Origin of the sequence: Pseudorhodoferax sp. Leaf274, from assembly GCF_001422445.1 — a bacterium.
GTDB lineage: Bacteria > Pseudomonadota > Gammaproteobacteria > Burkholderiales > Burkholderiaceae_C > Pseudorhodoferax.
Genome location: NZ_LMNA01000023.1, coordinates 346205 through 368087, shown reverse-complemented (window position 1 = coordinate 368087; position 21883 = coordinate 346205). Strand labels below are relative to the sequence as shown.

The 21883-nt window shown below is 71.0% G+C and carries 20 protein-coding genes; 10 read left to right on the top strand and 10 right to left on the bottom strand.

Annotated elements, in window-relative coordinates:
* The gene (locus tag ASF44_RS18960) at positions 1–1440 is read right to left on the bottom strand and encodes a S9 family peptidase (RefSeq protein WP_056900773.1); all 1440 of its coding nucleotides are present in this window, start codon (positions 1438–1440) and stop codon (positions 1–3) included.
* Between the two features lie 233 nt (positions 1441–1673).
* On the opposite strand from ASF44_RS18960, the gene ASF44_RS18955 reads away from it, so the two are divergent.
* Complete coding sequence (locus ASF44_RS18955) at positions 1674–2261, top strand: CBS domain-containing protein (RefSeq protein WP_082524889.1); 588 nt, start codon at positions 1674–1676, stop codon at positions 2259–2261.
* 7 nt (positions 2262–2268) lie between these two features.
* Here the strand turns inward: ASF44_RS18955 and ASF44_RS18950 are convergent, their stop codons facing one another.
* The 7 genes from ASF44_RS18950 to ASF44_RS18920 all read right to left on the bottom strand — a co-directional run bounded on the left by ASF44_RS18950 (position 2269) and on the right by ASF44_RS18920 (position 11915).
* Positions 2269–4848, bottom strand: a complete 2580-nt coding sequence (locus tag ASF44_RS18950; RefSeq protein WP_082524888.1) for a GAF domain-containing hybrid sensor histidine kinase/response regulator — start codon at positions 4846–4848, stop codon at positions 2269–2271.
* Positions 4849–4930: 82 nt separating this feature from the next.
* Positions 4931–6076, bottom strand: a complete 1146-nt coding sequence (locus ASF44_RS18945; RefSeq protein ID WP_056900772.1) for a Gfo/Idh/MocA family protein — start codon at positions 6074–6076, stop codon at positions 4931–4933.
* On the bottom strand, positions 6073–7128 hold the full coding sequence (locus tag ASF44_RS18940) for a sugar phosphate isomerase/epimerase (protein ID WP_056900771.1): 1056 nt from the start codon (positions 7126–7128) through the stop codon (positions 6073–6075). Before ASF44_RS18940 ends, ASF44_RS18945 begins: the two co-directional genes overlap by 4 nt.
* 10 nt (positions 7129–7138) lie before the next feature.
* Positions 7139–8092 carry a substrate-binding domain-containing protein gene (locus ASF44_RS18935; RefSeq protein WP_056900770.1) on the bottom strand — a complete coding sequence of 318 codons (954 nt, stop codon included), beginning with the start codon at positions 8090–8092 and terminating at the stop codon, positions 7139–7141.
* Between the two features lie 35 nt (positions 8093–8127).
* The gene (locus tag ASF44_RS18930; protein ID WP_056900769.1) at positions 8128–9117 is read right to left on the bottom strand and encodes an ABC transporter permease; all 990 of its coding nucleotides are present in this window, start codon (positions 9115–9117) and stop codon (positions 8128–8130) included.
* The gene (locus tag ASF44_RS18925) at positions 9104–10633 is read right to left on the bottom strand and encodes a sugar ABC transporter ATP-binding protein (RefSeq protein ID WP_056900768.1); all 1530 of its coding nucleotides are present in this window, start codon (positions 10631–10633) and stop codon (positions 9104–9106) included. The genes ASF44_RS18930 and ASF44_RS18925 overlap by 14 nt, the downstream gene beginning before the upstream one ends.
* A 109-nt stretch (positions 10634–10742) precedes the next feature.
* Positions 10743–11915 carry an ROK family protein gene (locus tag ASF44_RS18920; RefSeq protein ID WP_056900767.1) on the bottom strand — a complete coding sequence of 391 codons (1173 nt, stop codon included), beginning with the start codon at positions 11913–11915 and terminating at the stop codon, positions 10743–10745.
* Between the two features lie 446 nt (positions 11916–12361).
* Between ASF44_RS18920 and ASF44_RS18915 the strand changes: the two genes are divergently transcribed.
* From ASF44_RS18915 to gloA, 4 genes are all read left to right on the top strand, one after another.
* Positions 12362–12799 (top strand): acetylacetone-cleaving protein, encoded by a 438-nt coding sequence (locus tag ASF44_RS18915; protein ID WP_235579269.1) that lies wholly within the window; start codon positions 12362–12364, stop codon positions 12797–12799.
* Positions 12800–12873: 74 nt separating this feature from the next.
* Complete coding sequence (locus tag ASF44_RS18910) at positions 12874–13230, top strand: nuclear transport factor 2 family protein (RefSeq protein ID WP_056900766.1); 357 nt, start codon at positions 12874–12876, stop codon at positions 13228–13230.
* Between the two features lie 125 nt (positions 13231–13355).
* Positions 13356–14165 (top strand): SDR family NAD(P)-dependent oxidoreductase, encoded by an 810-nt coding sequence (locus ASF44_RS18905; protein WP_056900765.1) that lies wholly within the window; start codon positions 13356–13358, stop codon positions 14163–14165.
* 8 nt (positions 14166–14173) lie between these two features.
* Positions 14174–14722, top strand: a complete 549-nt coding sequence (gene gloA, locus ASF44_RS18900) for a lactoylglutathione lyase (protein WP_056900830.1) — start codon at positions 14174–14176, stop codon at positions 14720–14722.
* Between the two features lie 36 nt (positions 14723–14758).
* Here gloA and ASF44_RS18895 read toward each other — a convergent pair whose 3' ends face one another.
* Together ASF44_RS18895 and ASF44_RS18890 are read right to left on the bottom strand one after the other, a co-directional pair.
* Positions 14759–15718, bottom strand: coding sequence for a helix-turn-helix domain-containing protein (locus ASF44_RS18895; RefSeq protein ID WP_056900764.1), 960 nt, complete (start codon positions 15716–15718; stop codon positions 14759–14761).
* Between the two features lie 141 nt (positions 15719–15859).
* The gene (locus tag ASF44_RS18890; protein WP_056900763.1) at positions 15860–16762 is read right to left on the bottom strand and encodes a LysR family transcriptional regulator; all 903 of its coding nucleotides are present in this window, start codon (positions 16760–16762) and stop codon (positions 15860–15862) included.
* Between the two features lie 84 nt (positions 16763–16846).
* Between ASF44_RS18890 and ASF44_RS18885 the strand changes: the two genes are divergently transcribed.
* Genes ASF44_RS18885 through ASF44_RS18865 form a run of 5 tightly spaced genes read left to right on the top strand, consistent with a single transcriptional unit; the run spans position 16847 to position 21877 of the window.
* Positions 16847–18067 (top strand): alpha-hydroxy acid oxidase, encoded by a 1221-nt coding sequence (locus tag ASF44_RS18885; protein WP_056900762.1) that lies wholly within the window; start codon positions 16847–16849, stop codon positions 18065–18067.
* Entirely contained in the window at positions 18064–18741 is a 678-nt protein-coding gene (locus ASF44_RS18880) for an RraA family protein (RefSeq protein WP_056900761.1), read from the top strand. Before ASF44_RS18885 ends, ASF44_RS18880 begins: the two co-directional genes overlap by 4 nt.
* Before the next feature lie 38 nt (positions 18742–18779).
* Positions 18780–19829, top strand: coding sequence for a hydroxyacid dehydrogenase (locus tag ASF44_RS18875; RefSeq protein WP_056900829.1), 1050 nt, complete (start codon positions 18780–18782; stop codon positions 19827–19829).
* A 39-nt stretch (positions 19830–19868) separates the two neighbouring features.
* Positions 19869–20861, top strand: coding sequence for a tripartite tricarboxylate transporter substrate binding protein (locus tag ASF44_RS18870; RefSeq protein WP_056900760.1), 993 nt, complete (start codon positions 19869–19871; stop codon positions 20859–20861).
* Positions 20862–20896: 35 nt separating this feature from the next.
* Complete coding sequence (locus ASF44_RS18865; RefSeq protein ID WP_056900828.1) at positions 20897–21877, top strand: tripartite tricarboxylate transporter substrate binding protein; 981 nt, start codon at positions 20897–20899, stop codon at positions 21875–21877.
* The last annotated feature ends 6 nt before the right edge of the window (positions 21878–21883 follow it).

Sequence of the window (21883 nt, the reverse complement as noted above, 5' to 3'; positions counted from 1 at the left end):
CTAGCGCGGGCAGGTCGCGCCGGCCTGCGCGATGGCGCCGCGCAGCTGCCGCGTGGTGGTGCTGTCGTCCTGGCCCAGCGTGTCGCGCGTGTAGGTGCAGCCATAGGTCGGCGCAGCCACGGTGGCGGCCGTCAGCACGTCGTCGCCCGCCGGCTTGGCACCGCCCTGCTCCCACTGCACCATCGCGGCGAAGGCCTCCTCCTGCTCGGCCACCGTGAAGTCGCAATGCGAGATGCCGCGGATGGCGCGCTGCACCAGCCAGCGGTCGTTGCCCTGAGCGACCACACGGCGCTTGTAGATCTGCTGCATGCTGAACGGCACATACAGGTCGCCCAGCGTGTGCAGCGACACCACCGGGATGCCGATCTCGCCGTTGGCCTTGGGAATCCAGCGCAGGCCGTCACGGCGTTCGCGGTTGGCATCCGGGGTGGCGGTCAGCTTCTGCGCCGCTGCGTTCAGCGCCGCCGAGCCGGCCGCATCCCCGGTGATGGTGTAGGTGAAGCGGTTGGTGTCCAGCAAGCTCTTGTTGAGGATGCCGTTCACTGTGCCGTCGCCGCCGAACACACCCCAGACCGGGGTGAACGAGCCGCCGAACGCCACGCCCAGGTCGAACAGGGGCCGGTCGCCACCGGTCAGGTTCTCCACCACCGACATGAACTTCACACCGGTCGCCGTGGGGGTGCCGGGAAAGGCGGTGAAGAGCGTGGCCGTGACCTGGTCCCGCACGGTGGCCCAGCTGGTGAACGGACTGTTGGGCACACCCGCCAGCACCTGCGCGGCCACCTGGGCACCGGCGAAGTAGTCGAACAGTTCGGTGTCGCCCATCACGCCGCACATGGGCACGGCGCCGTGGTAGCGCACCTTGTTGTTGGCATCCTCCAGCGCCTCCTGCTCGATCGCGGCGGCGGTGATGTGCCCGCCCATCGAATGCCCGGTGATGTACATACGCGTGGGGGCCGCCAGCGTGCGGCCATTGGCCGTGGCGATGCGGTTGAAGGCCAGCGCCAGCGCGTTCGTGTCTTCCACGCCCACGCGCACGTCGTAGTAGTTCTTGCTGTAGCTCGACGCGGCCCAGGCGTAGCCGTTCTGGACCAGGTAGCGGCGGATCGACGGGTTGGTGACATTCAGCGCATTGCCCTCGCCCGCGTACCCGTGGGCATACATCACGAGCCGCCCGTTCCAGTTGGCCGGCACCTCGATGCGGTAGGCCGCGCCGTTCAGCACGCCCGACCAGCGGCTGGTCGTGGTGTTGTCCACCGTGTCGCTGCTGGCCGGCTGCAGCGCGGCGAAGGTCGTCGCCGAGGCGTCGGCCGGCACGAAGCTGTTGCGGCTGTCCTGCAGGCGGGTTTCCTCCGGCGCGTCGTCGTCGCCGCCACCGCCGCAGGCTGCCAGGGCGGCAGCGGCCAGAAGGCTCAGGAACATGGGGTGCATGGATCGCATCAGGGTCTCCTTGTCATGTCGTAGGCGCGAACTGCGCGGGCGCAGCCTACGCCTGCCGGCACCGGATCGGTGTCGGAGAAAACGCCGATACGCGCGGTTTGACGCTCCCCGAGCCGGGCCGCATACTGCCGCGGCGGCGCCACATCCACCACATCGCAACGCGGGCCAACGGAGCGGGCCCGCCGCAGCAGAGGGCGCCGAAACGCCCCACCCGCCTTGCAAAGGACCGCACCATGACCGGCACGAGCTTCAAGCCCCTCGGCACCCAACCACTCGCGGCGCGCGCGCTGCTGGCCCGGCCGGCGCCGGGCAAGGCGGTGACGGCCCAGTCGCCGGCGCTGGAGGTGATGACGGACTTCACCGCCACGAACCCGGTGTGCATCGCGCCCGACGCCAGCCTGTTCGCGGCCAACGAGGCCATGATCGCCCACCGCGTCCGGCTGTTGTTCGTGGCCGACAGCGAGCAGTTGCTGGGCATCGTCAGCACGCAGGACACGCTGGGCGAGCGGCCGCTGCAGCTGCGCCACCAGGGCAAGGGCAACGTGTTCGACCTCAGCGTGGCCGACCTCATGCACCCGCTGTCCAGCCTGGCCATGTTGCGGCTGGGCGACGTGCGCCACGCCAACGTGGGCGACCTGCTGGCCACGTTCAAGCGCCTGGGCCGCCAGCACCTGCTGGTGGGCGAAGAGCCTGCCGGCCAGCCGCTGACCGTGCGCGGCATGTTCTCGGCCACGCAACTGGGCCGCCAGCTCGGCGTGCCCGTGGAAACCTTCGAGACCGCGCAGACCTTCGCGCAGATCGAGGCGGCGCTGGGCGCCTGAGCCAGCCTCAGCGCCCGGCGGCGCTGGCGATGGTGGCCACGAGTTCGGCCGGCTCCACCGGCTTGGCCACGTGGGCACGGAACCCGGCCTTGAGCGCGCGCACCCGGTCTTCGGCGCGCGCGAAGGCCGTCAGCGCGATGGCCGGCAGGTCGCCGCCCTGCGCCGGCCCCAGCGCCCGCACGCGGCGCAGCAGCGCGTAGCCGTCGACCTGCGGCATGCCGATGTCGGACACCAGCACCTGCGGCCGCTCCTGCACGATGGCCTGCAGCACCGCGTCGGCGCCGTCGGCCACGAGCACCTCGGCGCCCGCGTCGGCCAGCATGCGCTGCAGCAGATCGCGTGCGTCGGTCTCGTCGTCCACCACCAGCACGCGCAGGCCGGCAAGCTCGGTGCTCGCCGCCTCCGGCGCAAAGGCCTGCAGCGCCGGCGGCACGTCGGCCGCATGCAGCGGCAGCCGCACGACGAAGCAGCTGCCGCAGCCCTCGCCGGCGCTGGTGGCCTGCACGCTGCCGCCATGCAGTTCCACGAGCTGGCGCACGATGGCCAGGCCCAGTCCCAGGCCGCCGAAGCGCCGCGTGGTGGAACCGTCGGCCTGGCGGAAGCGGTCGAAGATGTAGGGCAGGAACGCGGGCGCGATGCCGATGCCGCTGTCCTCGACGGCGATGTGCAGCGCCTCGCCGTCGGCCGCCAGCCGCACCGTGACCAGGCCGCCGCGCGGCGTGAACTTGACGGCATTGGCCACCAGGTTCCAGACCACCTGCTGCAGCCGCACCGCGTCGGCCGCCACCACGCCGGCGGCCGGGTCGAGCCGGGCCTCGATGCGCACGCCGCCGGCCTCCGCGGCCGGCCGCACGGTTTCGATGGCGGCCTCGATGCAGCCCAGCGGCGCCAGCGGCTGCAACTCCAGCTGCAGCTTGCCCGAGACGATGCGGCTCATGTCCAGCAGGTCGCCCACCAGCTGGCTCTGCGCGCGCGCATTGCGTTCGATCACGGCGATGCCCTTGGCCAGGTCGCCGGCCGCATCGGGATAGCGCCGGCGCAGGATGTGCACCCAGCCCAGGATGGCCGACAGCGGCGTGCGCAGCTCGTGCGAGAGCGTGGCCAGGAACTCGTCCTTGAGCGCGCTGGCACGCTGCACGTCGGCGTACAGCCGTGCGTTGTCGATGGCAATGCCGGCCTGGCCGGCGATGCCCACGGCCAGCCGCTCGGCGCGCTCGCCGAAGCGGCCCGGCTCGGGGTGGCCGAAGAACAGGCCGCCGAACACCTGGCCCGTGCGCGAGACCACCGCCACGGCCAGGTAGCTGCGCACCGGCAGGTGCCCCGGCGGCATGCCGTGGTGCGGGCCCCACTGGCCGTAGCGCGGGTCGTCCAGGATGTCGTCGCTGCGGATCGGCGGGCCGCCGCGGAAGGTCAGGTCCAACAGAACGGTCGGCCGCGGATGGCCCAGCTGCCCGAAGGCCCCGGGCGGCGCGCCCGACAGCGCGTAGGGCAGGTAGGCCTCGCCCTGCGCGTCGGTGCCGTTGTAGAAGAAGGCGCCGAAACGCGCCCCCGTGAGCTGGGTGGCGGCATCGGTCACGCGCTGCAGCAGCGCATCCAGCTCCAGCTCGCCGGCCAGCGCGGCGCCGGTCTGGTTCAGCAGCTCCAGCGTCTGCGCCTCAGTGCGTGCGCGCTCCTCGGCCAGGCGGCGTTCGGTGATGTCGCGCACCACGCCGATCATGCCGACCAGCTGGCCGTCGGCGCCGTAGGTGGGCTTGCCCTGCACCGACACCCAGCGCAGGCCTTCGGGCCGCGGCACGCGGTATTCGATGTCGTACAGCCCGCGCTGGGCAACGGCGCGCGCAGCGGCCAGGCGCGCCGGCTCGCGGTCCTCGCGGTGCAGCAGCCGGCGCATGGCACTGCGGGTCCAGTGGCTGTCGGGCTCCAGCCCGTACAGGCGCGCGGCGGCCGGGCTCAGGGCCATGCGGTCGGTGGCGGCGTCCCAGCTCCAGTCGCCCAGTTCTCCGGCGGCCAGCGCCAGGCTCAGCCGCTGGTTGGCCTCGCGCAGCGCGCGCTCGGTGCGCAGCCGCTCGAGCGACTCCCAGCAGCGCGCCACCACGGTCAGCATGAGCGCGATCTCGTCGTCGCGCCAGACCCGGGGCCGGTCCTGGTGCACCGCCATGCCGGCGACGAAGCGCCCGTCGCGGTGCAGCGGCACGCAGATCACCGCCTGGATGCGCGTGACGCGGTAGGCCGACAGGTCGCTGCCCGCCGTGCGCGGATCGGTGTCGACGTCGTGGTTGATGTAGGGCCGGTCGGCGCGCATGAGGTCGCGCACCACCTCGCCGAAGTCGGAGAAGGCGTAGCGCCCGACGATGCTGGGCACGCCGTCGTTGTAGTCGCCGAACAGCTCGAAGTGGTCCTGGTCCGACTCGACATGGGCATAGGCGCAGCGGCTGGCGTGCAGGTGCTGGCCCAGCAGGCGGGCCGTCACGTGCATCACCTCGGCCGGGTCGGCGATCCGCTTCGTCAGCTCGGCCAGTTCGTCCAGCATGTGTGCATGGGCGGCGCTGGCATCGTTCGGCTTGGGCGTGGCGGGCGTTCGGGTCATGGGCGTCCGCGCATGGTGCGGCGCGCGCAGTGTATTACCGCCTGCGGCCCGCCCCGGGCCCCCCACCCCGTCGGCGGGCCGGTCAGTCCAGGGGCACCCAGCGTCCGTCTGCGGCGCTGCTGCGCAGCACGGCCTCGATGAAGCGGTGCCCCGCCACGCCGTCGTGCACCGTGGCCACCTGCTGCGCCGCCGCGGCGGGCGCACGGCCTTCGCCGCGTGCCAGGATCAGTTCGGCCGCGTCGCGGTAGACCTGGGCGAAGGCTTCCAGGTAGCCCTCCGGGTGCCCGGCCGGCACGCGCGTGGCCTGCAGCGCCGCAGGGCTGTCCACGCGGCCGCGCGTGAGGCGCTGCGCGGCGCCACCCAGCGGCGTGAACCAGAGTTCGCCCGGCTGCTCCTGGTCGAACGCGAGCGAGGCCTCGGTGCCGAACACGCGCAGCCGCAGCGCGTTCTCGCAGCCGGCCGCGACCTGGCTGGCCCACAGCAGGCCGCGCGCGCCGTTGGCGTAGCGCAGCATCATCTGCACGTGATCGTCCAGCACGCGGCCGGGCACGAAGCTGGTCAGCTCGGCGCTGAGCTGGTCGGGGACCATGCCGGTGACGAAGCAGGCCAGCTGGAACGCGTGGGTGCCGATGTCGCCCAGGCAACCGGCGGGGCCGGCCTGGGCGGGGTCGTTGCGCCAGGCCGCCTGCTTGTTGCCTTCCTGCTCCAGCGCTCGGGTCAGCCAGTCCTGCTGGTACTCGGCCTGCACCAGGCGGATGGTGCCCAGCGCGCCGCTGGCCACCAGGTGGCGGGCGTGGCGCACCATGGGGTAGGCGGCGTAGGGATGGGTCAGCGCGAACACGCGGCCTTGCCGGTCCGCCAGGCGCGCCAGTTCCTCGCCCTCGGCCAGCGAGACGGCCAGCGGCTTGTCGCAGATGACGTGCAGGCCCGCCTGCAGCGCGGCCGTGGCCATGGGTGCGTGCAGGTGGTTGGGCGTGACGATGGCCACGACCTCGGCGCCGTCCGGGCGCGCGGCCTCGGCGCGGATCAGTTCGCGCCAGTCGGCATAGCTGCGCCCGGGCGGCAGGTGGATGGCGGCAGCGCTGGCGGCCGCGCGCGCAGGGTCGGACGACAACGCGGCGGCCACCAGCTCGTAGCAGTCGTCCAGCCGCGCGGCGATGCGGTGCACCGCGCCGATGAAGGCGCCCTCGCCACCGCCGAGCATGGCCAGGCGCAGTCGTCGCGTCATCGCGCGATCCCCATCAGGGCGCGCACGGCGGCGGGGTCCACGCCGCTGCCGGCGAAGTCGTCGAAAGCCCGCTCGGCCACGCGGATGATGTGGCGGCGGATGAAGTCCGCGCCTTCGCGCGCGCCGTCCTCGGGATGCTTGAGCGCGCACTCCCACTCCAGCACGGCCCAGCCGGCGAAGTCGTACTGGGCCATCTTCGAGAAGATCGCGCCGAAGTCCACCTGCCCGTCGCCCAGCGAGCGGAAGCGCCCGGCGCGCTCGGCCCAGCCGCTGTAGCCGCCGTAGACACCCTGGCGGCCGTCGGGCCGGAACTCGGCGTCCTTCACGTGGAAGGCCTTGATGCGCGGGTGGTAGATGTCGATGAAGGCCAGGTAGTCGAGCTGCTGCAGCACGAAGTGGCTGGGGTCGTACAGGATATTGGCGCGCTGGTGGTCGCCGACCGCTGCGAGGAAGCGCTCGAAGGTCACACCGTCGTGCAGGTCCTCGCCCGGGTGCAGTTCGAAGGCCGCGTCCACGCCGTGCGCGTCGAGCTTGTCGAGGATGGGCCGCCAGCGCCGCGCGAGCTCGCCGAAGGCTTCTTCCACGAGCCCTGGCGGCCGCTGCGGCCAGGGGTAGAGGTAGGGCCAGGCCAGCGCGCCCGAGAACGTGGCGGTCGCCGTGAGGCCCAGGCGCTCGCTGGCCTGCGCGGCCAGGTGCATCTGGCCGATGGCCCACTCGGTGCGCGCGGCCGGCGTGCCGCGCACGGCCTCGGGCGCGAAGCCGTCGAACAAAGCGTCGTAGGCCGGGTGCACGGCCACGAGCTGGCCCTGCAGGTGCGTGGACAGTTCGGTGATCGCCAGGCCATGCGCTTGCAAGGTCCCCGTGACCTCGTCGCAGTAGGTCTGGCTGCTCGCCGCCTTCTCCAGGTCGACGATGTGCGGCGCCGTGGGCAGCTGCACGCCCTCGTAGCCCAGGCCCTTGGCCCAGGCGCCGAGATGGTCCAGCGTGTCGAACGGCGGCGCGTCGCCCAGGAACTGGGCAAGGAAGATGGCGGGGCCCTTGATCGTCTTCATCGCTCGGCGCTTAGAAAGGAGAGTCGGGGTGGTAGAAGTCCTTGGCGTTGTCCTTGGTGATCAACACCGACGGAATGATCGTGGTCGCCGGCAGCTTCTCGCCCTTCAGCCGCGCCTCGGCCGTGAGCTTGATCGCGTCGTAGATGAACTTGGGCGAGTAGCTCACGTCGGCGTCGATGCGCTTGTCCTTGCCGTCCATGATGGTCTTGACCATGCCCTTGGCGCCGGCGCCGCCGAAGACGATCTTGATGTCGTCGCGCTTGGCCTGGTCGATGGCCTTGAGCACGCCCACGGCCATGTCGTCGTCGGCGGCCCAGATCGCGTCGATCTGCTTGAAGCGCGTGAGGTAGTCCTGCGTGACCTTGAACGCGTCGTCGCGGTTCCAGTTGGCGTACTTGGCGTCCAGCAGCTTGATGTCCGGGTGGTTCTTGAGCACGGCGTTGAAGGCGTCCATGCGCTCGTTGTCCAGCGTGGTCGCGATGCCGCGCAGCGCCACCACGTTGCCCTTGCCGCCCAGCTTCTTGGCGATGTACTCGGCCGGGATCTTGCCGAAGGCGGTGTTGTCGCCGGCCACGTAGGCGTCCTGCGCGCTGGTGTCCGTCAGGCCCCGGTCGACCACGGTGACGTAGGCGCCCTTGGCCTTGACCTGCGCCACCGGCTTGGTCAGCGCGGCGGATTCGAACGGGAAGACGACCAGCGCGTTGATCTTGGAGACCGACGACAGATCCTGCAGCTGGTTGGCCTGCTCGGGCGCGTTGGCGGCCGTGCGGATCGTGATCTTGAGGTCCTTGTGCGCCTTCTCCAGATCCTTCTTGGCCTGGTTGGCCCAGTAGTTGATGCCGCCCATGAAGCTGTGGGTGGCGGCCGGGATGGACACGCCCAGGTGCACCGGGTCGGCGGCCAGGGCCGGCAGGGCGAAGCTGGCGGCGGCAATGGCCGTGAGGGTCAGGCGTCTGGAAATCATGCGAAAGTCTCCTGGTTGGTTGAAGGCACGAACACTCACCGTTTCCCGCGCTGCAGGAACGCGACGACGATGATCACGAAACCCTGCACCGCCGCGTTCAGGTACACGCTGATGATGCTGGTGAGGTTCAGGATGTTGCTGATGACCGAGAGCAGCACGGCGCCGACCACGGTGCCCGTGATGCTGCCCGCGCCGCCCTTGAGCGCGGTGCCGCCCACGATCACCGCGGCGATGGCTTCGAGCTCCCACAGCAGCCCGGTGGTCGGCGAGGCCGAGCCCAGCCGTGGCACGTAGAGCAAGGTGGCGATGCCCACGCAGATGCCCAGCAACATGTAGGTCTGGATCTTCACGCGGTCCACGGCCACGGCCGCATAGCGCGCCACCTGCTCGTTGGAGCCGATGGCCTGCACGTAGCGGCCGTAGGCCGTGCGGTTGAGCACCACGCCGCCGGCCAGCGCCACGGCCAGGAACACCCAGACCGGCACCGGGATGCCCAGCAGGCTGCCGTAGTAGACCGGCGCGTACAGGTCCGACAGGTCGTTGTCCAGCGTGATGGCGCCGCCGTCCGCGGCCCAGGTCAGGTAGGCGCGGAAGATGCCCAGCGTGCCCAGCGTCACGATGAAGGGCTCGATGCGGCCCTTGGTGATCAGCAGCCCGTGCGCCAGCCCGAAGGCCGCGCCCAGCACGACGGACAGCCCCGCGCCCAGCACCACCGCCAGCAGCGGCGAGCCCGTGAGCGGTCCCATGGCGTTGATGAACAGAATCACGCAGCCGGCGATCAGCGCGGCCATGGAGCCCACCGACAGGTCGATGCCGCCCGAGATGATCACGAAGCACATGCCCACCGCGATGATGCCGATGAAGGCCGTGCGCGTGAGCAGGTTCATGGCGTTGTCCACGGTGGCGAAGTCGCTGTTGAGCAGGGTGCCGGCGATGCACAGCAGCACCAGGCCCAGCACCGGGCCCCAGCCCTGCAGCTTGGGCTTGACACGGGCGGCGGAAGTGGAAGCTTCAGGCGTGGACATGGTTGGTTTCTGCCACGCCGGTGGCGTGGGCGATCAGGGTTTCTTCGGTCAGGCCGGCGGCATCCAGCGTGGCCACGAGGCGGCCCGCACGCACCACGGCCACACGGTGCGCCAGGCCGATCAGCTCCATGAGCTCGGACGACACCACCAGCACCGCCAGGCCCTGGCGCGCCAGGCGCTGCACGAGTTCGTAGATCTCGCGCTTGGCGCCCACGTCCACGCCGCGGGTGGGCTCGTCCAGCACCACCACGCGCGGCGCCGGATGCAGCACGCGCGCCAGCGCCAGCTTCTGCTGGTTGCCGCCCGAGAGCGCCGAGGCCGGCACGTCCAGCGAACCCGCGCGGATGCCGAACTCGCGCTGCGCCTGTTCCAGCGCGCGGCGCTCGGCGGCCGGGTCGAGCCAGGGCCTGGCATAGCGCTGCAGCGCCATCAGCGTGAGGTTCTCGCGCAGGCCCATGTGCACGTGCAGGCCGCGGCCCTTGCGGTCTTCGCTGAGGTAGGTGAGGCCGGCGTCGGCGGCGGCGCGCGGGTTGCTGAAACCGCCGTCGCCGGGCAATGCCTGGCCGTGCAGCCACACGCGGCCGCGCGCCGGCCGCAGGCCCAGCAGGCCCTCGAACAGCTCGGTGCGGCCGGCGCCGACCAGGCCGGCGAAGCCCAGGATCTCGCCCGGGCGCACCTCGAAGTTCCAGCCCTCGGCCCAACCCGGCACGCCGAAGCCTTCCAGGCGCAGGGCAGCGGCGCCCTCGGTCGGCCGGGGGTCGCGCGCGGGGTAGAGGTCGGCGATCTCACGGCCCACCATCAGCTTGGCCATGGCATGGCGCGTGAGGCCCTGCGTGGGCTGCTGCGTGACGAACTGGCCATCGCGCATGACCACGACCTCGTCGGTCACGCGCTCGACCTCGTCGAGCTTGTGCGAGATGTAGACCACCGTCACGCCGTCGGCGCGCAGCTGCGCGATCAGCGCGAACAGGCGCTCGGTCTCGGCCGCCGTCAGCGTGGCCGTGGGCTCGTCCATGATGAGCAGGCGTGCGCGGCGGGCCACGGACTTGGCGATCTCGACCAATTGCTTCTCGGCCACGATCAGGTCGCGCACGCGCCGGTCCGGCGGCACCGACAGGCCCACCTGGGCCAGCGCGGCAGCGGTGTCGCGCGCCATCGCGGCGTCGTCGAGAAACCAGCCCTTGTGCTTCTCGTGGCCCAGGAAGATGTTCTGCGCCACCGTCAGGTCGTCCGCCAGGTTGAACTCCTGGTGGATCAGCACGATGCCCAGTTCCTCGGCGTCGCGCGGGCCCTTGAAGGCACAGGGCTGGCCGTTCACGCGGAGCAGGCCCGCGGTCGGCGCCTCGTAACCGGACAGGATCTTCATGAGCGTGGACTTGCCGGCGCCGTTCTCGCCGAGCAGGCCGACCACGCGGCCGGGCTGCAGGCTGAACGAGATGCCGTGCAGCACCTCGACCGGGCCGAAGGATTTGCGGATCGCGTCGAACTCGACGCCGACGCCGACGCTGTTGCTCATGGCGCCACCTCCGTCCTGTTGCGCCCACCCACAGGTCGCGCTGGTCGGTGGCCGGCACCAAACGCACTGACGTCGATCCCCGCTTCGCGGGGCCCCTCGCCGCGTGTGCTCATGGCGCCACTCCCCGCACACGCAAGGTCTCGCCCATCGCGAGCGCACCCGCACCGACCACCCCGCCCTGCGCCCCCAGCGGCGCGTACTGCACCTCGAGCTGGCGCGTCGACAGCGCCAGCGAGCGCTGGTAGACGCTCTGCCGCACGGCCGCCAGGAACAGCGGCCCGACCTGCGTGATGCCGCCGCCCAGCAGCACATGGGAGGGGTTGAAGAAGTTCACCACGGCGGCCAGCATCTGGCCGACCAGGTGGCCGGCGTGCTGCAGGATGCGGTTGGCCGCCGCGTCGCCTGCGCGGCTGGCGGCGCCCACGTCCTCGGCGGCCAGGCTGCCGCGCTCGGCCAGCGCCGCGGCCAGCACGGGGCTTTCGCCGGCCTCGGCGGCCTCGGTCGCCAAGCGCACGATGGCCGGCCCGGCGGCCATGGCCTCCACGCAGCCGCGGTTGCCGCAATGGCAGCGCGGGCCTTCGTGGTCCACGCTGATGTGGCCCACGTCGCCGGCCGACCCCGTGGCGCCGCGGTACACGCTGCCATGGCAGACGATGCCGCAGCCGATGCCGGTGCCGATCTTGACCACGATGAAGTTGGGCAGCGCGCGCTTGAGGCGCCACAACTCGCCCAGCGCCATGAGGTTCACGTCGTTGTCCACGAACACCGGCGCGCGGTAGTCGTCGCGCAGGAAGTCGCGGATGGAAAAACGGTCCCAGTCGGGCATCAGCGGCGGGCTCACGAGCTGGCCGGCCTCGAAGTTGACAGGCCCCGGCACGCCCACGCCGATGCCCAGCACCTGAGCGGCCCGCCCGCCGCTGCGCGCCAGCAGTTCGCGCATCAGCACGGCGGCGCGTGCCAGCACCACGCCAGGGCCCTGGCGGCGCACGTCGATGTCTTCGCTGTGCTGGGTCAGCAGGGTGAGGTCGGGCCGCAGCACGGCCACCGTGAGGCTGGTGACGCCGATGTCCACGCCCAGCAGCAGGCCCAGGCCATGGTGCAGGCGCAGGGTTTCGGCGGGGCGGCCGCCCTGGGACGCCTGGGTGCCAGCTTCCTCCAGCAGACCCTGGTCGATCAGGCCGGCGATCAGCGCCTTGCCCTTGCTGGACGAGAACCCCAGCGGCGCGGCCAGCGCGTGGCGCGAACTGCCGGGCGACCAGAAGGCCGCGTCGAGCACGCGCATCTCATCCGCAGTGGTGGCTTGCCAGGGCGTCACGCCGCGTGTCTCCTGCTGGTTATAGGGCAATGCGACGGATGCTAGGGCCAGGGCTTTGGCTTCACAAGACCCAAGTTAGGACAAATTCAGGCCAAATGGTTGATGACTCCATCCACTGGTCCCCCAGCGCACCACGCATTGCCTGCCCGTGCAACCCGTGTCCGCCCGCTGTGGCAGGCCCATGGCGTCCTGCAGGACAACCCTGCAAGCCGGTGGCGGTCCAGGCCGCATCGGCACCGCCGTCCAGGTGGGGATACGGCGAACGTTCGGGCTCCTGCATGCCGGCCGACAGCGCCACGTTGCACGTGGACGCATCTGGCCCTGCGCTCCCGGGGCCGGGCTCAAGGGCCGGTCGAACCTATTGTTCAGGCCCCACACACCAGCTCGCCAGCCGAGCGCCACAGGAGGCAACCATGCTGCAGATCAAAAACAAGATCCAGGAAGAGGCCGTTCAGATCGACGACATCCCGTGGAAGCCGTTCCCCGATGCGCTGTCGCGCGGCGGCATCCGCTGGAAGTTCCTGCATGCATCGCCGGAAATGGGCTCCTGGGCCGCCATCTTCGACTGCCCGGCCGGCTCCTCGTTCAACCCGCACTTCCACATCGGGCCAGGCGAGTACCTGCTGACCAAGGGGCGCATGGACGTGCGCGGCGGCACCGAACATGGCGGCGACACGGTGGTGGCGCCGGCCTACGGCTACGAGTCGGCCAACGCTCGCCACGACAAGACCTACTTCCCCGTCGACAGCGAGTTCTACATGACCTTCCTCGGTCCCCTGTCGTTCATCCAGGACGACGGCACCCCCATCGTGGTGGTCACCTGGGACGAGGCACAGCGCGCCTACATCTGACGCCCCGGTGCGCCGACGCCGGCCGCGCGCACGCGGCCGGCATCCCTCTCGAACCCTGCCCCATGGAGTGATCGATGCCTTCTGCCAACGCAAGCCCCGATGTCCGCACCAAGCAGACGCTGGACCACCATCTGGGCGCCTTCGCGCAGGGTCTGGACGAACTGATGCGCGACTACGACGACACCTCGGTGCTCGCCACGCCCGACAAGACCTACACCGGCACCGCCGAGATCCGCGCCTTCTTCAAGGCCTTCATCGAAGGCGCCGATCCCCGGTTCTGGGAGGCCTTCAAGATCACCAGGAACGCTGTCCACGGCGAAGTGGCTTACCTCGTCTGGGAAGCCAGGCCCTGGGTCACGCGGGCCACCGACACCCTGCATGTGCAGGGCGGCCGCATCGCGGTCCAGACCTTCACGCCGTTCGACGCCTAACGCGGCCGACCTCCGCTTCATTGCCGGGCCCGACGCTGGCGGCGGATGGCACGTTCATCGCCTGTCGACGCCGGCCGCAGGCCCTCAGGGGCCGGCACCGACCAACCCAATTCCAGGAAACTTCCATGTCCAACCAAGCAGGACGCCTTGCGGGCAAAGTGGCGATCGTCACCGGCGCAAGCTCCGGTTTCGGCCGGGGTATTGCCCTGGCATGTGCGGCGCAAGGCGCCAAAGTGGTGGTCAGCGACGTGCACGAGCAGCCGAACAAGGGCGGATTCGAGACCAAGCCGCAGCTGACCACGGTCGCGGGCATCCAGGAGGCCGGCGGCCAGGCGCACTACGTCCGTTGCGACGTGACCCAGCAGGACCAGGTGGCCGCCCTGGTGGCCGATACGGTCAAGGTCTTTGGTGGCCTGGACATCATGGTCAACAACGCGGGCATCTACCGCGCCGGCAAGCTGGCCCACGAATTCGGCGTGGAAGACCTCGACGCCTGCTGGGACGTCAATGTCAAAGGCTCTTGGTTCGGTTGCCAGGAAGCCATCAAGGTGTTCCTGCAACAAGGCCGTGGCGGCAACATCGTGAACATCGTTTCCACCGCTGGCTTGCAGGGCCACCCCAAGCAGTCGGTCTACAACATTTCCAAGGGTGCGGCTGCGAACATGACCCGCTGCCTTGCCATCGAGTACGGTCAGAACAAGATCCGCGTGAACGGCATCTGCCCCACCTACGCCAAGACCTCCCTGACCCGTGCGCTGTTCGATGACAAGGACTTCGACAAGACCTTCACCGACATGATCCCGCTCAAGCGCTGGGGCGAGGTGGACGACATCGCCAACCTGGCCGTGTTCCTGGCCTCGGACGAGTCGAGCTACATCCACGGCGACCTGATCCGCATCGACGGCGGCGAGACCCTCTGCCGCTTCTCGGTGTGAACCAGCCCATGCCGTTCATCACCGAAACCCACCCCGGCGTGAGCGCCGCACGCGCGACCGAAACACGCGGCTTCACCTTCAACCACGCGATGCTTCGCGTGAAGGATCCGGTGGCGTCGCTCGGCTTCTACACCAAGGTCCTGGGCATGCAGGTGCTGCGCAGGCTGGACTTCCCGGAAATGAAGTTCTCCCTGTATTTCCTCGCGCATCTGCCCGAGAACAACGACGTGCCCGTGTCCGCGCAGGAGCGCACGGCCTGGACCTTCTCCCAGCGCGGCGTGCTGGAGCTGACCCACAACTGGGGCACCGAGAGCAATGCGGAATTTCAATACCACGATGGCAACGCGCAGCCGCAAGGCTTCGGGCACATTTGCATTTCCGTGCCGGACCTGGACGCAGCCGTGGCCTGGTTCGACCAGCACGGCGTGCCCTACGTGAAGCGGCCCGACCAGGGAAGGATGAAGGATGTGGCCTTCATCGAGGACCCGGACGGCTACTGGATCGAGATCGTGGAGCCAGCTCGCCTGAAAGGCTTGGGCACCGCCGCTGTGCCATGAACGTGGGCCGGGCGCATGCCCGGGCTCCGATCGGATTCAGATCAGCGGGCCGCCGCGCGCATCGCCGGGCGACATGCCGTAGCGGTCCTTGAAGACGCGGCTGAAATGGCTCGTGGACGTGAAGCCCCAGCGGTAGGCGATGTCCGCCACCCGCTGACGGCCATGGGCCGGATCGGCCAGCGCCTCCCGGCACTTAACCAGGCGCCGCTCCTGCACCCACGCACCGACCGTCGCGCCATTGCGCTGGAACAGCAGATGCAGATAGCGCACCGAAATGCGATTGGCCGCCGCGATCGCCGCCGGCGTCATGCCCTCCTCGTGCAGGTTCTGCAGGATGTAGTCCTGCACGCGGCGCAACATCGCCGCACCGGCATCGAAGGTGGCCACCGGCTGCTGCTCCGCGAGCGCGATGCCAAGGAATTCCAGGGTCGTGCGGCTCACGGCGCCCAGCTGCTGCGTGCTCAAGGCGCCGATCTGGTGGGACAGGCCCAGCAGGTGCGCGGCCAACAACGAACCGATGCCGATGCGGCTGTCGATCTTGCCGCCCACAGGCATCGATCTGCGCTCCGCAAGCCGCTCGCGCAGCAGCGTCCACGGGATCATCAGCGTGACCTTGTGCAGCCGCTCCAGGACGTCGAATTCCACATCGGCATCGGTGGTCCAGACCACCAGGTCGCCGGCCTTTGCCTCGATGCCTTGGCCCCCCACCCTGAAGCGCTCGCGGCCGGCGGTCGTGAGCTGTATCCCCACGTAGGGCTCGTCGTCCTGCCGCGCCAGGGCCTTGGTGCGACGGCCGCTGCACGGATCGCAGATGGTTTCCACGAGGCCGGCGCCGGCGAAGGCATGTTGCCGGACCTGGGCATGGAAGGTGGCCGGCAGGCGACGCGGCACCTGCCACGCGCGGTAGCTGGAACTGAGGACCGATTCCCACAGGTCGGTCTTGTCCGCAGGCGAAACGCCAGCGGTCGTCCACTCGATGGTCTGCTTCGCAAGCATCGTGTCGTCTGCCCGTGCATCCGGATGTTTCGCCAAGGCCCCAGCGGCCCTCTCGTCAGGCCGGAATGCTAGGCCTGGACGCTGCGGCACGACGAAGGGTAAACCCGACTCCAGCGGGCGTCGGCGCAGGACAGCGGCACCTCACACCAGGCAACGCGGCGCCGGAAAATCGATCACGCTGCGGATGATCTGCCGCATCTCGGCGATCAGCGGCCGCGCGTCGTCGCGCCGCCACTGCACGGTGTAGGTCAGCGGCACCAGCGCGCCGCCGCCCGACAGGATGCGCAGCACGCCGCGCGCCTGCAGCGCCTCGGCCCAGCCCTGCGGCATGTAGGTGAAGCCCAGGCCCTCGGCCACCATGCCGACCACCGCGCCCCAGCTGTTGCAGCTGAGCCGGCGTTCGATGCCCAGGCCCTGGCGGCCCAGCCATTCGTCCAGCGTGCGCGTGGCGCCCGAACCCACCGGCAGCGCGATCAGCAGCTGCTCGCGCACCAGGCGCTGCGGCTGCTCGGTGCCGGCGCGCGCGAGGAAGGCCTCGCTGGCCACCCAGACGAAGCGCACCTGCGCCACCTGCTCGAAGGCCAGGCTGCTGCGCGAGGACGGGCCGGCGATCACCACGCAGTCGAGCTCGCCATCGACGATGCGCTGCTCCAGCACCTGGCCGATGTCGGCATGCGGCTCCAGCTGCAGCGCCGGGTGCAGCTCGGCCACCTTCTGCACGAGTTTCGGCAGCCAGGTCAGGCCGCTCAGCTCGCCAAAGCCGATGCGGCAGCGCCCCTGCAGCCCCACGCTGCGCCCGGCCGCCTGCTGCAGCTGCGCGGCGTCGTGCAGCAGCGCGCGCACGCGCGGCAGCAGTTGCTCGCCCTGCGGCGTGAGTTCGGCCGCGCGGCCGCTGCGGTCGAACAGCTGCGTGCCCAGCGAGGCCTCCAGTTCCGCGATGCGCTTGGACAGCGAGGAGACCGACAGGTGCACCCGCTCGGCGGCGACCGAGAAGTTCAGGCAGGTGGCGGCCCAGTAGAAGGCCTCGAGTTGCTTGAGCGTCATGGGCTCATTTTCTAAAAAGCGAAACGCCATCGCCGATTTTTTTCGCTTTTCTTTCACCATCGCGCTGGGCACCATGGCCGCCCCATGCCCGCTGTTGCCCCTGCTTCCACCCTGCCCCGTGCCTGCCGCCAGGTGCTGTGCCTGGACGACTTCGAGGCGCTGGCCCGGCGCCACCTGCCGCGGCCCATCCACGCCTACATCAGCGGTGCCGTGGAAGACAACCGCTCGCTGGCGGCCAACCGCGCGGCCTTCGCCGACCTGGCCTTCCGCCCGCGCGTGCTGGCCGGCGTGGCGCAGCGCGACCTGGGCTTCGAACTGTTCGGCCGGCGCTATGCGGCGCCCATCGGCCTGGCACCCATGGGCATCTCCGCGCTCTCGGCCTACCGCGGCGACGTGGTGCTGGCCCAGGCCGCGCAGCAGGCGGGCGTGCCGGCCATCATGAGCGGCTCTTCGCTGATCCGGCTGGAGGAGGTGATGGCCGCCGCGCCGCAAACCTGGTTCCAGGCCTACCTGCCGGGCGAGCTGGCGCAGATCGACGGCCTGCTGGACCGCGTGCAGGCCGCCGGCGTGCAGACCCTGGTGATCACGGTGGACACGCCCGTCGCGGCCAACCGCGAGAACAACGTGCGCGCGGGCTTTTCCACGCCGCTCAAGCCCAGCCTGTCGCTGGCCTGGCAGGGCCTCAGCCACCCGCGCTGGCTGCTCGGCACCTTCCTCAAGACGCTGCTGCGCCACGGCATGCCGCACTTCGAGAACAACTACGCCACGCGCGGCGCGCCCATCCTCTCGCCCAGCGTGCTGCGCGATTTCTCCGACCGGGCGCACCTGGCCTGGCCGCACCTGGCCGCCATCCGCAAGCGCTGGACCGGCCAGCTGGTCGTCAAGGGCATCCTGGCGGCCGAGGACGCCTCCGTCGCGCGCGACCATGGCGCCGACGGCCTGATCGTCTCCAACCACGGCGGCCGCCAGCTCGACGGCGCGGTGGCGCCGCTGCGCGTACTGGCCTCCATCGTGCGCGCCGTGCCCGGCCTGCCCGTGATGCTGGACAGCGGCGTGCGCCGCGGCACCGATGCCGTGAAGGCACTGGCGCTCGGCGCGCGCTGCGTGTTCGTGGGCCGGCCGTTCAACTACGCGGCGGCGGTCGCCGGGCAGGCCGGCGTGGCCCATGGCATCGCGCTGCTGCGCGAGGAGATCTCGCGCGACATGGCCATGCTGGGGCTGACCCGCATCGCCGACATCACGCCGGCCTGCATCCGCCCGGTGGCCAGCGCCGCCGACTTTCCCCTCACCGAGAACCACCCATGAGCAAGATCCAGGGCTTCCACATCCACGCGCGCCCGGCGCCGGCCGTGAGCGACGCGCTGCTCGCGCGCTACCGCGGCTTCCAGGTCGCCAACGTCAGCGACGCGATGAGCCGCACCACGGGCACGTCGGCGCTCCAGCCGTTCCACCGGCGCGAGGGCGGCTTCGCGGGCCGCGCGCTGACGGTGCGCACCCGGCCCGGCGACAACCTGCTCGTGCACCACGCCATCGACACCTGCGCCCCGGGCGACGTGCTCGTGGTGGACGCCGGCGGCGTGGGGCCCAACGCCATCATCGGCGAGATCATGCTGGCGCTGCTGATCGCGCGCGGCGCCGCCGGCATCGTCATCGACGGCCTGATCCGCGACAGCGACACCATCGCCCAGCACAGCCTGCCGGTGTATGCGCGCGGCGTCTCGCACCGCGGCCCGTACAAGGACGGCCCCGGCGAGCTGCACGTGCCGGTCAGCATCGACGGCATGGTGGTGCGGCCGGGCGACATCGTCGTCGGGGACGGCGACGGCCTGCTGGCCGTGCCGCCCGAGGAGGCCGAAGACATCGCCGCGCGCGTGGAGGCGATCCAGCGCGTGGAGGCCGATGCGCTGCAAGCCATCGCCGAAGGCCGCGCCGACCGCAGCTGGGTGCTGCGCAGCCTGCGCGAGAAGGGCGCGCTGTGAGCACCGCCAGCCCGCCCCAAGGGGATCGGCACGGCAGCCTGCAGGGCGCAGGCTCGCCGCTCCGCGTCGTCCGCTTCAACTACTGGCTGGACCCGGCCTTCGACCGCATCGTCGGCGAGGCCCCCGGCGTGCTGCTCCAGACCTGCGCCATGGAAGGCGCGGACGACGCGGCCTGGAGCGCGCTGGCCCACGCCCAGGTGCTGCAGATCACCGCGGCCAAGGACGAGCTGCCGCGCCGCTGGTTCGTCACGCCCGAGCTGCTGGCGCGCTGCCCGCAGCTGCTGGCGGTCTCGTCCAGCGGCTCGGGCTGCGACACCATCGACATCAGCGCCTGCACGCGCGCCGGCGTGCTGGTCATGAACCAGGCCGGCGGCAACGCCGACTCGGTGGCCGAGATGGCGCTGGGCCTGATGCTGGCCGTGCTGCGCCGCATCCCCGAATCCGACCAGCGGCTGCGCGCCAGCGCCCGCGGCTTCAGCCGCGAAGACCTGATGGGCCACGAGCTGCGTGGCCGCACGCTGGGCATCGTGGGCGTGGGCGAGGCCGGCCGCCGCACCGCCGCGCTGGGCCGCGCCTTCGGCATGCAGGTGCTGGGTGTCGACCCGGCGCTCGATGCCGGCGAGATGGCCGCGCGCGGCGCCGTGGCGGTGCCGCTGGACGAGCTGCTGCGCCGCGCCGACATCGTCTCGCTGCACTGCCCGCGCGACGCTGGCACGCTGGGCCTCATGGACGCCGCGGCGTTCGCCGCCATGCGGCCGGGCAGCATCTTCGTGAGCACGGCGCGCGGCGGCATCCACGACGAGGCGGCCCTGCACGCGGCCCTGGCCAGCGGCCACCTGGGCGGCGCGGGGCTCGACGTCTGGGAGCAGGAGCCACCGCCGGCCGACCATCCACTGCTGCGGCTGCCCCATGTCGTGGCCACCTTCCACACGGCCGGTGTGACGCACGAGGCCCGGCGCAACAACGCCACGCTGGCCGCGACCCAGATCGTGAAGCTGCTGGCCGATGGGCAGCGGCCCGAACGCCTGGTCAACCCCGAGGTCTGGCCACGCGCCAGCGCACGCATCGCCGCGGCACGCGCACCCTGATTCGCACAGCCCATTGCGGGCAACACAACGGAGACAAGCATGAACGACCACTGGACCCGCCGCGCGCTGTGCGCAGGCATCGCCGCAGCCGCCTTCGCCCTGCCCCACCTGCATGCGGTGGCACAGCCCGACGCGCCCTACCCCGCCAAGCCCATCGAACTGATCGTGGCCTACGGTCCCGGCGGCGGCACCGACCTGGTGGCGCGCCTGCTGGCCCGCCACCTGGAAAAGCAGATCGGCGCCAGCGTGGTGGTGCTGAACCGCCCCGGCGCGGGCGGCGGCATCGGCTTCGGCGAACTCGCGCGTGCCAGGCCAGACGGCTACACCATCGGCTTCATCAACACGCCCAACGTGCTGACCATCCCGATCGAGCGCAAGAGCAGCTTCCACTGGAGCCAGTACGACCTGCTGGGCAACCTGGTGGACGACCCGGGCGCCTTCGCCATCCACAACGGCAACGGCATCACCACGCTGGCCGGCCTGGCCGCCTACGCCAGGGACAACCCGGGCGCCGTCACCGTGGGCACCACCGGCACGGGCTCGGACGACCACCTGGCCATGCTGCTGTTCGAGCGCGCCACGGGCACCCGCCTGACGCACGTTCCGTACAAGGGCGCGGGCGAGGTGCGCGCCGCCGCCACGGGCCAGCAGATCGTCATCGGCGCCATCAACGTCGGCGAGGTGCTGGCCTACCAGAAGGGCGGCACGCCCATCCGGCTGCTGGGCCAGATGTCGGCCGAGCGGTCGTCGCTGGCGCCGCAGGTGCCCACCTTCAAGGAGCAAGGCATCCCCATCGAATTGGCCTCGCTGCGCGGCCTGGCCGCCCCCAAGGGCCTGCCCGAGGCCGTGCGCAGGAAGCTGGTCGACGCCGTGGCCGCCATCGCCGCCGACCCGGCGTTCAAGCAGCAGGCCGAGGCCATGTACGCGCCACTGCGCTACCTCGCGCCGGCCGCCTACGCGGCGGAACTGCAGGCCACCGAAGCGGGCTTCCGCAAGCTCTGGGGCGAGATGCCCTGGCAGGACAAGCCATGACCCCACCCATGCTCCATCCCTTTCCCTCGAACACCATGCACACCCTCTCCCGCCGTGGCTTCGCCGCGCTCGCCCTCGCCGCCATCGCCCTGCCCCCGGTGCCCGCGGCCGCCCAGGGCGCCCTGCCACCCGGCCCCGTCACCATGGTCGTCGGCTGGCCCGCGGGCGGCCCCTCGGACAACGTCGCGCGGCTCACCGCCCAGCGCATGGCCGAGGCACTGGGCCAGTCCATCGTCATCGACAACAAGGGCGGCGCCGGCGGCAACATCGGCAGCGATGCGGTGGCCCGCGCCAGGCCGGACGGCAGCACCATCATGCTGGCCACGGTGGCATCGCACGGCCTGAACTCGGTGCTGTACGCCAAGCTGAACCACGACCCGCTGAAGGACTTCGCGCCCATCGGCATGATCTCCACCTCGCCCAGCGTGCTGCTGGTGCCCACCGATTCGCCGTTCCGCTCGGTCGCCGACCTGCTCAAGGCGGCCAAGGCCGAGCCGGGCAAGCTCAACTACGGCTCGGGCGGCGTCGGTTCCAGCCAGCACCTGGCCGGCGCCAGCTTCAAGAAGATCACCGGCGTGGACGTGGCCCACATCCCGTTCAAGGGCACGGCCCCGGCCATGACCGACCTGATGGCCGGCCGCGTGGACTTCGTGCTGACCACGGGCGCGATGTCCTTCATCCGCTCGGGCAAGCTGCGCCCGCTGGCCGTGGCATCGCGCCAGCGCCTGCCCGCGCTGCCGGACGTGCCGACCTTCGAGGAAGCCGGCGTCAAGGGCTTCTACACCGACTCGTGGTATGGCCTGGTGGCCCCGGCCGGCACGCCGCGCCCGGCGCTGGACAAGCTGAACGCCGCGCTGGCCACGGCCCTGCGCAACCCCGAGGTGCAAAAGCAGTTCATCGACCAGGGCGCGCTGCCCGTCAAGCCGATGGGCGTGGACGAGTTCTGGAGCTTCGTGCAGCAGCAGATGCCGCTGGCGGCCGAGCAGGTGCGGGTGTCGGGGGCCAAGGCGGAGTAAGGCCCG

Coding starts and splice junctions, on each gene's coding strand:
- ASF44_RS18960 (WP_056900773.1), bottom strand. CDS start 1,440: ATGCGATCCATGCACCCCATGTTCCTGAGCCTTCTGGCCGCTGCCGCC.
- ASF44_RS18955 (WP_082524889.1), top strand. CDS start 1,674: ATGACCGGCACGAGCTTCAAGCCCCTCGGCACCCAACCACTCGCGGCG.
- ASF44_RS18950 (WP_082524888.1), bottom strand. CDS start 4,848: ATGACCCGAACGCCCGCCACGCCCAAGCCGAACGATGCCAGCGCCGCC.
- ASF44_RS18945 (WP_056900772.1), bottom strand. CDS start 6,076: ATGACGCGACGACTGCGCCTGGCCATGCTCGGCGGTGGCGAGGGCGCC.
- ASF44_RS18940 (WP_056900771.1), bottom strand. CDS start 7,128: ATGAAGACGATCAAGGGCCCCGCCATCTTCCTTGCCCAGTTCCTGGGC.
- ASF44_RS18935 (WP_056900770.1), bottom strand. CDS start 8,092: ATGATTTCCAGACGCCTGACCCTCACGGCCATTGCCGCCGCCAGCTTC.
- ASF44_RS18930 (WP_056900769.1), bottom strand. CDS start 9,117: ATGTCCACGCCTGAAGCTTCCACTTCCGCCGCCCGTGTCAAGCCCAAG.
- ASF44_RS18925 (WP_056900768.1), bottom strand. CDS start 10,633: ATGAGCAACAGCGTCGGCGTCGGCGTCGAGTTCGACGCGATCCGCAAA.
- ASF44_RS18920 (WP_056900767.1), bottom strand. CDS start 11,915: ATGCGCGTGCTCGACGCGGCCTTCTGGTCGCCCGGCAGTTCGCGCCAC.
- ASF44_RS18915 (WP_235579269.1), top strand. CDS start 12,362: ATGCTGCAGATCAAAAACAAGATCCAGGAAGAGGCCGTTCAGATCGAC.
- ASF44_RS18910 (WP_056900766.1), top strand. CDS start 12,874: ATGCCTTCTGCCAACGCAAGCCCCGATGTCCGCACCAAGCAGACGCTG.
- ASF44_RS18905 (WP_056900765.1), top strand. CDS start 13,356: ATGTCCAACCAAGCAGGACGCCTTGCGGGCAAAGTGGCGATCGTCACC.
- gloA (WP_056900830.1), top strand. CDS start 14,174: ATGCCGTTCATCACCGAAACCCACCCCGGCGTGAGCGCCGCACGCGCG.
- ASF44_RS18895 (WP_056900764.1), bottom strand. CDS start 15,718: ATGCTTGCGAAGCAGACCATCGAGTGGACGACCGCTGGCGTTTCGCCT.
- ASF44_RS18890 (WP_056900763.1), bottom strand. CDS start 16,762: ATGACGCTCAAGCAACTCGAGGCCTTCTACTGGGCCGCCACCTGCCTG.
- ASF44_RS18885 (WP_056900762.1), top strand. CDS start 16,847: ATGCCCGCTGTTGCCCCTGCTTCCACCCTGCCCCGTGCCTGCCGCCAG.
- ASF44_RS18880 (WP_056900761.1), top strand. CDS start 18,064: ATGAGCAAGATCCAGGGCTTCCACATCCACGCGCGCCCGGCGCCGGCC.
- ASF44_RS18870 (WP_056900760.1), top strand. CDS start 19,869: ATGAACGACCACTGGACCCGCCGCGCGCTGTGCGCAGGCATCGCCGCA.
- ASF44_RS18865 (WP_056900828.1), top strand. CDS start 20,897: ATGCACACCCTCTCCCGCCGTGGCTTCGCCGCGCTCGCCCTCGCCGCC.